Annotated in this window: 11 protein-coding genes; 8 read left to right on the plus strand and 3 right to left on the minus strand. The window is 41.0% G+C overall.

Annotated elements, in window-relative coordinates:
• The first annotated feature begins 74 nt into the window (after nt 1–74).
• From LEP1GSC058_RS00990 to LEP1GSC058_RS01010, 4 genes are all read left to right on the plus strand, one after another.
• A complete protein-coding gene (locus tag LEP1GSC058_RS00990) occupies nt 75–2,360 on the plus strand; it encodes a SpoIIE family protein phosphatase (RefSeq protein ID WP_016547740.1) in 2,286 nt (761 codons plus the stop codon).
• Between the two features lie 39 nt (nt 2,361–2,399).
• Nucleotides 2,400–3,296, plus strand: a complete 897-nt coding sequence (locus LEP1GSC058_RS00995; protein ID WP_016547580.1) for a bile acid:sodium symporter family protein — start codon at nt 2,400–2,402, stop codon at nt 3,294–3,296.
• 214 nt (nt 3,297–3,510) lie between these two features.
• A complete protein-coding gene (locus LEP1GSC058_RS01000; RefSeq protein ID WP_016547483.1) occupies nt 3,511–4,596 on the plus strand; it encodes a fatty acid desaturase in 1,086 nt (361 codons plus the stop codon).
• Nucleotides 4,597–5,110: 514 nt separating this feature from the next.
• Nucleotides 5,111–6,943 (plus strand): outer membrane beta-barrel protein, encoded by a 1,833-nt coding sequence (locus LEP1GSC058_RS01010; protein ID WP_016547631.1) that lies wholly within the window; start codon nt 5,111–5,113, stop codon nt 6,941–6,943.
• Between the two features lie 34 nt (nt 6,944–6,977).
• Here the strand turns inward: LEP1GSC058_RS01010 and LEP1GSC058_RS01015 are convergent, their stop codons facing one another.
• Both LEP1GSC058_RS01015 and LEP1GSC058_RS20235 read right to left on the minus strand, forming a co-directional pair.
• Nucleotides 6,978–7,499 (minus strand): tetratricopeptide repeat protein, encoded by a 522-nt coding sequence (locus LEP1GSC058_RS01015; RefSeq protein ID WP_156860621.1) that lies wholly within the window; start codon nt 7,497–7,499, stop codon nt 6,978–6,980.
• A 379-nt stretch (nt 7,500–7,878) separates the two neighbouring features.
• Nucleotides 7,879–8,043, minus strand: coding sequence for a hypothetical protein (locus tag LEP1GSC058_RS20235; RefSeq protein ID WP_198014366.1), 165 nt, complete (start codon nt 8,041–8,043; stop codon nt 7,879–7,881).
• A gap of 35 nt (nt 8,044–8,078) precedes the next feature.
• Here LEP1GSC058_RS20235 and LEP1GSC058_RS01020 point away from each other — a divergent pair, with 35 nt between their 5' ends.
• The 4 genes from LEP1GSC058_RS01020 (at nt 8,079) to LEP1GSC058_RS01035 (ending at nt 11,428) form a co-directional block, all read left to right on the plus strand.
• The gene (locus tag LEP1GSC058_RS01020; RefSeq protein WP_269571678.1) at nt 8,079–8,339 is read left to right on the plus strand and encodes a nuclear transport factor 2 family protein; all 261 of its coding nucleotides are present in this window, start codon (nt 8,079–8,081) and stop codon (nt 8,337–8,339) included.
• Between the two features lie 451 nt (nt 8,340–8,790).
• Nucleotides 8,791–10,167 carry a copper-containing nitrite reductase gene (gene nirK / locus LEP1GSC058_RS01025; RefSeq protein WP_016547624.1) on the plus strand — a complete coding sequence of 459 codons (1,377 nt, stop codon included), beginning with the start codon at nt 8,791–8,793 and terminating at the stop codon, nt 10,165–10,167.
• A gap of 71 nt (nt 10,168–10,238) precedes the next feature.
• Nucleotides 10,239–10,919 carry a formylglycine-generating enzyme family protein gene (locus tag LEP1GSC058_RS01030; protein WP_016547507.1) on the plus strand — a complete coding sequence of 227 codons (681 nt, stop codon included), beginning with the start codon at nt 10,239–10,241 and terminating at the stop codon, nt 10,917–10,919.
• An 86-nt stretch (nt 10,920–11,005) separates the two neighbouring features.
• A complete protein-coding gene (locus tag LEP1GSC058_RS01035) occupies nt 11,006–11,428 on the plus strand; it encodes an SCO family protein (RefSeq protein ID WP_016547692.1) in 423 nt (140 codons plus the stop codon).
• 426 nt (nt 11,429–11,854) lie between these two features.
• Here LEP1GSC058_RS01035 and LEP1GSC058_RS01040 read toward each other — a convergent pair whose 3' ends face one another.
• The gene (locus LEP1GSC058_RS01040) at nt 11,855–13,399 is read right to left on the minus strand and encodes a methyl-accepting chemotaxis protein (protein ID WP_016547657.1); all 1,545 of its coding nucleotides are present in this window, start codon (nt 13,397–13,399) and stop codon (nt 11,855–11,857) included.
• Between the last annotated feature and the right edge of the window lie 8 nt (nt 13,400–13,407).

Consider the following 13,407-nt stretch of genomic DNA (forward strand, 5'->3'; position numbering starts at 1 on the left):
ATATCCGAATCAGATCCATCTTTTTTAAAACGTTCGTATTGGTACATTTCCTGCAAAAGTAATCGCAGGACTTTATGGATCTAAAACTTACTTTCTTTTCTTTCGGTTCATTAACGGTATGCGTTTTTACCGGAGTGCTAAGTACTTTTTTGTTAGGCATTCCCGAAAGATCTAAATCCAGCACCTATCTAGGGGCGGCATTCGCATTTCTTTCGATTCATGCGTTCGCATTCGTAATCGCTTACAGTTTAAATTCACCCATTGCGGCGTACCACCGATGGCTCATTCTTTTCGTCGTTCCTGCTTTCATATGTCTAACGCAATTTTTCCTTCATTATCCGGCATTAACGAACCGAAAATTTTCCTCCGCACTACTCCGAACACAATCCGTTATATGGCTCTTGTTCTCCACATTCTATATCTACTCAACATTATCGTTAAGTCCGGTCTTCGATTTTACAGAACAAATTTGGACCTTCGGCTTAATTAACGAAAATAAACTTTTGGGAATTTTGATACTTAGCTATTGCTCCATCATGATATTCGTCGGAATACGGAAATCCTGGGTAAACAAACAAATCGGAAAAGGATATGTGACTTCCCTATTCTTATTATTTTTTATTCTTCTGATTTTTCCCGCCGTCGTAGCAAACGCAATGAGCCGCGCCGGAATTATTTCGAGAGCAACATTCCTGACGATATATACTTTTTTTATCATTCCAGGAAGCTTTATAATTTTAGTTTTATACATCAATACCACTGAAGACAAAACGAGGTTCCTGAATCGCATTACCGGGATATGTTTAGGGACATTCCTACTCATACAATATTGGTTGAGCTTAGCCTCCGTCGCTAGACAGGAAGAAACATTCGATTTGGCGAAACTGAGGGAATCCGAAAATTCCGTTTATCTAAAAAGCTTTTCTTCCGAAATTCTATATGCGGTTGAAATTTCTAAGGCAGCCGACGCAGCAAGATCTCTGGACGCTTCCCTTCCGGTAATACACGACCGACGAAACGAATTCAAAAGACAGGCGTTGGAAGATGTTGATTCGTTCTTCCCCAAAAGTGTGGATCGTTTCTTTCTTTCGGACGAATCGAAGAATCCTTGGTCGATATCTTATCGTTTCAAGATTAAGGATTCTTCGAACCTGTATGAAGTAGGATTTCCTTACGAATCATATAGAGAATCCATGCATGAAATCGTCATATTGCATGTATTCATACTATTCATTACAATCGTCACGGTTCTTCTGGGTTTTAGATTCTTTTTCAAAGGCACCATCTGGAACCCTCTTAAAAACCTTCTATCCGCAATTGAAAGAATCAACAAAGGCGATCTTTCTACGAAGATACCCGTTCGCATTCAAGACGAGATCGGATTCTTATCCAATTCATTTAATGGTATGGTGGCAACGATTCGAGATGCACAAACGGCTTTATCCGTTTATGCGAATACGTTAGAAGATCAGGTAAAGGAAAGAACATTTCAACTCACTCAGCTTCTGGAGCAACAACAGGGGGATTATTTTTTGACTTCCTTACTTCTCAAGCCGTTCGGGGTCGAAAAAATCGCGAATGGGAGAATCGCGATAGAATCGTTCATACGTCAAAAGAAGCAATTTACGTTTAAAGGTCAGAGCTACGAAATCGGCGGCGATCTTTGCATGGCGGATACGCTCAGCATCGGTGGTAAAAGTTGTAGCGTATTCATCAATGCGGACGCGATGGGTAAATCCATTCAAGGAGCAGGAGGAGCAATAGTCTTAGGTTCCATTTTCGGTTCCATCCTAAACCGGACAAAACTTTTCGAAGATAAAGTGAACGAAATCACTCCGCAAAGATGGCTAAAATCCACCTTCTTAGAACTGTCCAAAATATTCGAAATATTTGATGGAACGATGCTCGTTACCGCAGTGATAGGAATCGTCGAGGAAGATACGGGAAAGGCATATATAGTCAATGCCGAACATCCTATTCCGATTCTTTATCGGAACGGTAGAGCTTCGTTAGTGCAGACCAAGCATTTTTTTAATAGAATGGGCGTGCCACAGGATTCCTCCGAAGCCTTCATAATCCAATCATTACAGTTGCGATCCGGAGATTGCCTCATCATCGGCTCGGACGGAAAGGACGACCTTATAGCAGGACGCTCCGATAACGGAAGCAATATAATTAACGGAAACCAGGAAACGTTTTTAAGCAGCATCGAAGATGCAAAGGGCGATCTTAAAGAAGTTTATGAAAAAGTGAAGAATCACCTTTTCGACGATATATCCATTTTAAAAATCGAGTATATTTCGGATCCTGAAGTTAGTCTTCACATCGGAAGATTCCAAAAAGGTCGAATTAAACAGTGAAATAGTAGAAAACTATTAAAAATATTTAGGAGAAAAATAATGCAAGGCGGATTTCTGTTAGAGACGGTATTGCCGTTCTCTCTGTTCATAATTATGTTCGGGATGGGGCTATCCTTGACCGGTAAAGATTTTGCAAGGGTAGCTTTATATCCGAAGGCGGTGATGATCGGCTTACTAGCTCAATTGATCCTTCTGCCGATTTTCGGTTTCTGCGTGGCGGTAACTTTTCGTATGGAACCGCTATTGGCCGTCGGCTTAATGGTATTGTCCTGTTGCCCATCGGGGCCGACTTCGAACATGTATTCCTATCTGTTTCACGGAGATGTCGCTCTTTCGGTCACATTAACGGCGCTTATAAGTATTATTAAGCCGTTTACTCTTCCCTTTCTCGCTTACTATTCAATGGTATATTTTATGGGAGAAGGAAAGGCGATTAATTTGCCGATTTTTAAAACGATTCTTCAATTGTTCACGATCACGGTATTACCCGTCGGCTTGGGAATGTCGTTTAAGCGATGGATTCCCAAGTTCGCAGCAAGTTTCGAAAAGCCTATAAAATATTTTTCGATGATTATTTTATTCTTAATTATTGCGGGCTTAGTCAAACAAAACTGGGGAAAAATGATCGGATTCTTCGCAGTCACCGGTGCGGCGGCATTGACAATGAATTGCTTATGCATCAGCGTCGGGTTTCTTCTCGGTATTCTTTTGCGCCTAAGTCGACCTCAAGCAATCACCATAGCGTTCGAATTAGGAATTCAAAACGGGACAACCGCACTCCTTGTAACCGGAACTATTCTTATGGTCCCAACCATGACCATCGTTCCGATCACCTACAGTCTGTTGATGTTTCTAACTGCCCTCATTTTTGGGCTATTTATGGTTAAACGAAATAGAAACGCGAGAGCCGCCGATCTTTCGGAAACTGTAAGTTAATCGGTTTTTGAAATCCGCTATTCGAGGAAAGTCGACAGATACGTCGAGTTTAATGAAAATCGTAACCTGTGGGTCTAGCCTCGTCGACCCACGATAAAAATCTCATAATGAATCCGTTTTTTTGCAACAAAGAACGCGATTTCGGCTCTTACTTATTAAGCGACGATACAAAGGTTCGATCCTACTTGTAAACCAAAGCGAAAAAGGAGTCTCTATGGAAAAAGCTATTATACCTAAAGAAACGCTCGGAAGCGTGAGAGAAATTATTTCCCAAAAAAGTTTCGATAATCCTACGTATAAAGGTATTCTCTATTTTATAAGGGACCTCGCGGTCTTTGCATTCACTATTTTTCTGCTTTGGAACGTCGAATCTTGGTATATTCTACCGTTTCTCTGGATTCTTGTCGGATTATCGATTTCATCCCTCTTTATCATCGGTCATGATGCCGCGCATGGTGCATTATTTAAAAGCGAAAGACTTTCCTACTGGATCGGGCAAATCGCAATGTTACCGTCGCTGCATGCATATACTCAGTGGGCCTACGGTCATAATAGAATTCACCACGGGCATACTATTAAATTAAAAGGGGACGTCGTTTGGCATCCTATCACTCCGAAACAATATAGAAGTTTCGGTTTATTACGCAAAGGATTTCATAGAATCGCATGGTCGGTATTCGGAGGAGGTATTTATTATCTCGTCGAAATTTGGCTCAAAGGAATGGTTATTTTTACAGCGCCGTTAAAAGAAGCTCTTCGTGATAAAATCATAATGTTAACTTTTGCATTCGGATCAGCGGCGGCGGTCTTTTATTTCGGAGGAAAGACCGCGAACGGCTTTGATAATTCCTTGGGCGCATGGTTCTTGCTAAAAGTTTGGATCCTTCCATTTTTATCTTGGAATTATTTCATCGGAATCACCGTTTACGTACATCATATCCATGCGGAAATCCCCTGGAAAGGATCGAAAGATTGGAGTCCATTCTATGGACAGATGATGGGAACCGTAAATTATCATATTCCAGGCTTCCTAAATTTCTTTTTACACAATATCTTTATTCACTCGCCGCACCATGTTCATATGAAAATCCCTTTCTATCGATTAGGACATGCGCTACAGGAAATGAAAGTTCATTACTCTTCGTTTATACAGGAGAGAAAATCGATTTTTAAGGACTATTTTCGATCAACGTCGCGGTGTAAATTGATGGATGAGAAGACGGGTTGCTGGATGACCTACAGCGAAGCCTTCGACGACGAAGATGAATCCGAATTCAAAACTGCAGTCAATATAAGTTAACGCGCAGTCTTTTTCCCGCACGTCGATTTGTAACGAATGAAACGTGCGGAAAATTACCGTTAGCAAACGAATCCACCTCAAAATACATAATTTATCGGCGTAGGAACATCTCCGAAGTCTCGGAAAAGAAATTCCAAGTTCATCCACGGGATGCGGCGCATTTTTGAACGATAAATTCCTCTGATGAGAATTGCCTTTTCATCAATTCTGGAAATCGAATCCCAATAAAAACAATAATCGATCGCATCATTTTAAAGTCGATTTGGGTAGACGTGGATCGATAGGACACTTACGACTCTTTTGCCACCTGCATAGATTAAAGCAAACGGATAAGAATCTTAGGAGCGAAAGTTCTCTCGATTTTAAACGAACTCCGAAATCTTTATACGAAATTAACGCAATTCTCCATTTTCCTTAGTCGCCCACGCATTGACCTACTAATTAAATAATTATAATATTCTACTCGCTTTGATATTCTTTAGAATATCAAAAATCAATCTGCCAGGAAAGTATTATGAAATTTCATAGCGCAACAACAGGCGCACTGAGCCTTACATTTTTGCGAATCTATTCGATTCGAATACCGGGGTCAATTTGGAAATATGGAATGCAAAGAATACAAAAATATTTGCTACTTGCGATTGCGATTTATAAGAGATTAAATAAATACGTAATAAATAGTATAAACGTAAGAGTAATTCGTCTTACTTGCACCCTATTGCTGATCGAGTCTTCGTCGGTTTTCGCACAAGCGGAAAATAAACCAGCATCGGAGTCGACTGCAATAATACCGGCCGTAAAAGACGTAGAGCCGATCGAGCGCAAATGGTATGATAAAGTGGAGTTTTCCGGATTTGTGGACGTATACTATATGTACAATAATAACCCATTACAGGGGAACTCCATCGACACAACCCGTGCATTTGAGACCAGTAATAAAAACTTTGCAATCAATGCGGTTTCTTTAGTAACTCATAAAACGGCGGAGAAATCTTCCCCCTGGGGCTTTCGAGTCGATTTCCAAAACGGTCAAAACAACGCATTTCAGGAGACGCCTTACACAACGTCCAATCAGATTTACAACATGAATATGTTGAAACAAGCTTACGTAAGCTTTTTCTTTCCGGTCTTAAAAGGCATGACCTTGGACGTCGGAAAGATGGCGACACATATAGGCTACGAACTTCTGGAATCGATGAATAATCCTAATTATTCGATCGGAGCAATCTTTCAGAATACGATTCCCTTCATTCATACTGGCGCAAGATTGACGACGCAAATCAATAATAACTGGTCGGGTACCGTATATTTATATAATAGCGGACAAGGAACCGGTTATCTTCCTCCTACTAGCGCGACTCTAACCGACACGACGCATAGTCCGTACGTTGAAGCTTACACCCAACACAAATCGATTGGAACTCAACTAAAAGGCCAATTAATTGAAAACAAGTTAGCGATTATATGGAACACGATTTACTCTCAAGATTTTCCAAATGGAAGAATGGATGCGACCCCTGCTCTCCTTGCGAATTATGCGAATACGGGGAATATCAACATCCCGGCGGATCCTGCCGTCACTCCTAATCCAATCGCGCCAACCTCTCCTAGAGCAAAATATAATAAAGATTATTGGGCCATGAGTCACACGGTGCTTTCAGTTACTCCCACGGATCGAATCCAAATTGATTTGGACTACACTTGGAGCCAGAAGGCCGGTATTGACGCGAATGCCGGCCTCAATCAGCAAAGATACAATCCGAATAACACAATTACTGCAACTAATATAGCATTAGGCTACGTGACGCCTGAAAACGTGAAGAGTATCTATAAAGCTTACGGGATATTCTCCAAATTCAAAATCAACGAAACTTGGGGAGTCAATGTACGTTATGAGTATTTGGATGATAAGCTTAATAACGGCGCTTTAAATACGTTCGCTCCTAATGCTTTCGGTACGAATGGCATCAACAATTACATCAGTAACTACCAGCTATCAGCCGATACTGCTATTGCCAACGCCATTCTTGCCTCCAATCCACAACTCAACGCTCTTCTTAGCAGTCCAAACGGTTTGCAAGCCATCGGAGCTCAAGGTTATACTTCAGCAACCGGTTGGATCATGGCTCAATTGAATCCGACTACTTACAAACACTATAATGGAGCGAATAATTACGGGCAATATAGAACTTTTACCATTACTCCGGTTTGGAACTTTACTGAGAATCTACTCATAAAGCTGGATATTAGAAGGGATTGGTCTTTAGGTAAACAATTTGTAGACGCTCAAGGCCACAGAAGAAATGATCAAATAGGTTTTACCCTGGGAATCGTTGCCAAGTTCTAAGGTTGGCATTTAGATAGTATTAAAAAGATTTAAATCAGTAGGCCGAGGCGGGCGCTACAAATACGAAGCCCGATCGGTCCCCGCTGTCTGAAGATCCGAATTGCCCAAAATCCGGACGAATAAAGGCTGAGGAATTGCAGGCATTCGTAAATTCCGGTAATGCATTTTCTTCGACATGAAGGGCGGTGTCCAAATCTCCAAGTATTTGATAGATCGTAATCGCTTCAATGACATCGACTTTTGCCTTACAGAATCTACCCAATCGAAATTCGGAGATCGATTTTAAATAAAGTACTAGCGCGTAAATTTGCGTCTGCCTTTCTCCGATTCTGGAAAGTATTTCAAGGGCCTGATCGTAATACTTGATCGCCTTGTCGTATTTTTTAATCTTCTGCTCCAAACTTCCCAAGGCCATATATTTTTTTGCGAGCTCCAGCTCGGTTCCGGGAATAAATTCCTGAAAGATTCCGCTGCCTTTTGAAGCCTCCATGTCCGGCTCGGCGTATAAATCAATATAAGCCGTCACGAAACATACGAATAGTAAAATGAATCTCATAACTTCTGCTCGCGTTTTATGCTTCCCTAAAGAAACTGACGCGGATTATTTTAAATATACTTTCGTAGATACCGAAAGTATATATCGTTTCCCGTAAGTAAATCCAACTAAAACGTAAAGATTCCGTTAAGATCGATTTTCGGGCTCCATAATGGGGCACGATTCTATCCTTATATAAGGAGCGGATTTTACTAAACGGACGTTGAATGATTTCAAGCTAACCGACCGATTAGGAGCCGAGTAAGCGCGGAATACTATATTAGAATATTATTCGTATCGTGGGAATAATCCGTCTTGCTTCTCATTTCCGCCTGTTCGCAGGATCAATTTAAGTTTCGGCATAGACTCGAATACTTTTTCGGTGAGAGTCGAGCGCTCTCTAATAGCCATCAAAAATTCGGCAGCTCGGACCCTCTCCTCCCTGTGTCGTTTCAATCGAATCTTTTAAGAACTTAACGTCAACGAGATTGGAAATTTCTTTCCAAATGGGTAATGCTTCAGTCCTGTCTTCCCAATCATCCAAAACGAGAAGTAACGGTTTCATTGTAACAAATATCTCGAATCAGATCGATTCATAGAATCACGTTTGCATTTCCAGAAGATACAAAAGTCACGATTCTGAATCGCGAAACATATCTTCAAATGATTCGCGATAGGAAATTAGGCGGAAGAAAACGGGAAACGACAATCGAAGACATTACTGTTCGAGGTAATGTTGCCGTTGTTCGCGCGAATCTTTTAAGCCCGGTCATGAGATTTAATATCTTCTTTTCGTTTATCGATACCGGCTTGGGTTGGAAGTTAATCTCCGATCTTCCGTTTGCCGAAAAGATAGAATGAATTCGTCTCACGTCAAACTCGACGGCATTCGTGGATCATGATTCCGTCGGAATGAACATATATGATTTAGGATGAGTTTCGATAGAAAACGTTTACTGCGTTTGACATTGACATATGTCAAGGTGAGAAAAGGCATATATTCGAAAACTCAACTAAATCATTGGCTAATTACCGCAAAGAATGCTTGGCGCCAAATGATCCAACGAAGTCTATAGACATTTTCCTTAAATAAATTCTTCACGGAGCTACTAATGAATTTCATCAAAGCCGAGCGGATACGAAGCTCTGAAAATTATTAATACTCAAACCTTTTTACGGATGCCGGTACGGCAAATTCCCTTTTCTAAAATAAGGAACGGTAAAAAATGTCTTGAAAATTGGAGAAATTAAAATATTGATACCTCTTCAAACATTATACTTTTCATTTATTAAAATATAATGAATAGGGTTTATGAAAGAATTAATCAAATTACTAAGTTTTTCCTTAATATTTAACTTGCTCATCTCCTGCAATAAAACGCCCGTTTCAGCTGCCGTAGCGTCCGCACCGGACGTTCCCGCTCCATTAAATCGAAGCGCTTCGGATGTGATCGTAAAGTTGGAAACAAAGGAAGTTATTAAACAACTGGCTCCCGGAGTCGACTACACTTTCTGGACATTCGGAGGGAATGTCCCGGGCCCCTTTTTACGTTTGAAGGAAGGTGATAATGTCGAATTTCAACTAAGTAACCACCCCTCAAGTAAGATGCCGCATAATATAGATTTACATGCAGTAATGGGTCCGGGCGGAGGAGCCGGCGCTTCCTTTACTGCGCCAGGACACACAAGCGTTTTCAAATTCAAAGCATTAAGAGCCGGTCTCTACGTATATCATTGTGCTACCGCGCCAGTAGGAATGCATATCGCGAACGGAATGTACGGATTAGTGTTCGTGGAACCTCCGGATGGCTTACCGAAGGTCGATAAAGAATATTATATTATGCAAAGTGAATTCTATACTAAAGGCAAGACGGGAGAACGAGGACTGCAGCCTTTCGATATGGAAAAGGCTTTAAAGGAGCAACCGGACTATATCGTATTTAATGGAAAGGTAGGAGCGAATACCGATGATAAGGCGATCAAAGTTCGAAAAGGAGAAAAAGTAAGATTGTTCGTCGGCAATGCCGGACCGAATTTAGCCTCGTCGTTTCATATCATAGGACAAATTTTTGATTCGGTTTTTCCCGAAGCTTCGATGGGAAGCTTAGCAAAGAATATTCAAACGACTCTCATTCCGGCGGGCGGAGCTTCAATCGTGGAATTCGAGGCAAAAGTTCCCGGAACTTATATCTTAGTCGACCATTCCATTTTTAGGGCGTTCAATAAAGGAGCATTGGCGCATTTAAAGGTGGAAGGCGATGCAGAAGAACAAATCTTTTCCGGAAAAATATCCGATCTTGTCTATCTACCCGAAGGCGGTGCCGCCCAAAGTATGGGAGATTTACAAAAACCCTCGTTAGGGACCTTACAGCAAAAGATGGAGCAGGGAAAGAATATCTTCGAACAAAACTGTGCAGCCTGCCATCAAATCAATGCAAGAGGAATCCAGGGTGTATTCCCTCCTTTAGCGAATTCCGATTTCCTCAATGCCGATAAATTAAGAGCGGCTAAAATCGTAAAAAAAGGGTTTTCGGGTCAAATCAAAGTAAACGGAGATATTTACAACGGAACAATGCCCGCCTTAGGCTTGGGAGACGAAGCTATCGCCAATGTTCTCACATATTTGCTTAATTCGTTTAATAACAAAGGCGGAATGGTTACGCCGGAAGAAGTATCCAGAATCAAGTAATCATGCGAGGTTTCAGCGCGATCTTAATAACACTAATATGCGGTTTACCGATCCAAGCTAAAGAAGATCAAATGGTAAAAATCTCTGCCGGGTTTTTTCTCCCATTTTTGACATCGGAAAAGGAAAAGCCGATATCAGTTAAAGAATTTTTAATAGACTCGGATTCGACAACGAATGAGGAGTTCTTCGAATTTTTGCGGAACAATCCGGTCTGGAAGAAAGGTTCGGCAAAATCTTCCTTTGTAGATGATATGTATTTAATTAATTTTGAAGAAGAGAGAATTAAATACCCGAAATACTCCGTAGTAAATATCAGCTGGTTTGCTGCCAGAGCCTATTGCAACTGGAAAGGGAAAAGACTTCCTACTACATCCGAATGGGAGAGAATCGCCCAATCCGAATTAAGCGGCGAATCTAAGCGGTGGGTTTTAAAGAAAATATTGGACTGGTATTCAGAACCGACGGGAACTGCAGTTTCAAAATCCTTTAAAAGTTACACCGACCAATATGGAGTTCGAAATTTATTCGGTAATATCTGGGAATGGGTCGAGGATTTCAATTCATTCTCAAGCGGCTCGTTTTCCGACAGAGAAGGCGCTGCGAGAGGATCCTTCTGCGCGACCGGAGCCGCAACCGTGAAAGATAAGACGGATTACGCAAGTTTCATGAGATACGCTTATCGCAATTCATTAAAAGCTAAATATTCCGCGTCAAATTTGGGATTTCGCTGCGCAAAAAATATCGAATCATGAAACGAACCATTATAATTTTTTTATGTTTTGTCTTTTTCTTACAATGTTCCCAAAAACGGGAATTAGGGCCGGTCATTGGATCGCTAATGGACCTAAGCTCCGCCTGGGAAACCGATCAAGGAAAGACCGTTACGTTTCAAAAGCTCGCCGGGGAAAAATTTATTTTGAGTGTTTTCTATACTTCGTGTAAGACCGTTTGCCCTTTGGTAATTCGAGATCTGAAAGAGATGGATCGAAATCGAACGTTTCAAAATGAAAAGATCGTTCTAGTCGATATCGACGCGAAAGACAAAGCTATAGATTTGGAAAATTTTCGGAAAAGAGAAGAATTAAACGATCGATGGATTTTAATTCGCGGCACGGAGCCGAATATCCGAGAACTAGCCGCCGTTCTGGAGATAAATTACAGGTCGAACGGACCTGAAATAGAGCACACAGTCGGTAAATTTGAAGTATCTGAAGATGGACAAATTCGAAAAATCATCGAAAGGAAGCCGGTTCTGGAATAACGGACACTTCTCTTAAAGTTTCGATAAGAATGAAAATTTGCTTTTTCCATCCGTATCGAATTGTTTCGTTTGACCATTTAAATAGTTGTATATACAATATTTAGGTGACATTGCGATCAGACTTACTGCTCCATGAATTGCTTATTGTCTTAAAAATCAAAAACGATATGCCCAACGCGGCCAGACTACGGAATTACGCCGATCTTTTTCTGGCTATTACGGCAGTTGCGCACGGTGATCCACCATTAGGAATTTTTAACTAAGATGTATCTATGCTTGCAGCGACTCAGTATCCTTTAGTTCTAATTCCTGCTTGGCTTATTTCTTTTTCGATTATCCTTCATTTGCGTTCGCTGCAAACCTTACCAATTTCGCCTTCGTAAATGTAAAAACTTATATTGATTTCGAGCAGAGCGCTTCGATTATTTATGCTTGGAATTCTTCTACCTTTCTTTGCAGGGAGGTGCTTAATTCCTTGCATTCTTTCGTTTGATCGGCAGACGCCGAGGCCTGATGCGAAATAAAGGAATTGAAAGACTGTATTTTGTCTAGTAGAATCCGTATTTCCTCTAGCTCTTTCTTTTCCTCTTCCGTCGCATGTCGAATTATTCCCGCTATTTGATCCACCTTTCCTTGTGCCGCAGAGACGGTAGTTATTGCTTCCGATTGAATTCCTAAAATAGAGACGAACTTATTTAAACTTTCACGGACTGAATCGACATCCGATAAAATTAAGGAAATCGTTTTTGTTCCTGTTTGAACAATCTCCGTGTTCTTAGACATCTCCTCCTTTCCATTTTTAACCAAGCGAAAAATCTCTTTGATCGTTCGGCCGGTTTGATCAGCTAGCTTTGAAATTTCATCCGCGACTACCGCAAAGCCTCTTCCATGTTCTCCCGCTCTCGCGGCCTCAATCGATGCATTTAAAGCTAATAAATTCACCTTATCCGCTATGTCGGTAATCGTGCCTAACTTCGCGGCGGTCTCGGACGAGCTAGTTTCGATTCTCTCGATCGATTTTTCAATCGCCTGCAAACTCTTTTCCGATTCTCTAGCATGGTTCCAGGTAGTTTCAAATAAATTTTGAGTGGAAAGTAATTGGTCTTTCATTTTGCCGAAGCTTTCTTCGAGATTCTGAAAAGACGAACCGAGAGCTTGGGTCGCTTGAATTTGATTGAGCGCGGATGCGGAAATGTTCAATATAGAATCGGAAATTTCGTTCATACCGGAATTGACTTCTTCCAAACTATTTGCTTGATCCGTGGTTTTCTCCGCTACAAAACCCGAGCTAATAACCAAATTTTCCAGAATTTGATTAACGGATTGCGACCTATCTCGAACCTCCGCCTGAATCGAATGATTATTCTTTCTTAAATCACTTAACGCTAAAAAATTTTCGGCCTGATCTATGAATTCCTTTTTAAACCTGATCGCATAGTAAATTAAAATGCCTGTTTCAAACACGACAAATATAGCATGAGTGAAAACTATATCCCAACCATAACCATAATTGAATATTACTAACGGCATATCGAATGCTTTTGCATTGATGCTCTGACAGTAGGAAAGCAGTCCGTGATGGACGGCGATGTACAAAGCCCCCGGCAATAGCGCTTTCCAATCTCTGTAGAGCAGTAAAAAGGCGAGCGCTCCAAAAATATGGAAGTGCATCTCTATGCTTCCATACTGAGATTGTATCAAAACCGCCGACCAAAGCATGATCAGAATCGAATTTAAAAACCGCAGCGAGTAATGTCCTCGCAATAATAGAAAGCCGATCGTGGCCGATATCGTAATGAATATCGAAGAGACAGCGACAAATTTCCAAGATCCGAACTTAATGGAGAATAAGAACACAACAGGTATGTGAGATAATAATAATATATAGAAAAAACGATCGACTTTTTCGATTTCTTGATCGAATTGCGTTTGTGCGATTAAGCGAAATGAGTTGGCTTCGGATGCTTGCATGTCTTCTC

The organism is Leptospira fainei serovar Hurstbridge str. BUT 6, assembly GCF_000306235.2.
Taxonomy (GTDB): domain Bacteria; phylum Spirochaetota; class Leptospiria; order Leptospirales; family Leptospiraceae; genus Leptospira_B; species Leptospira_B fainei.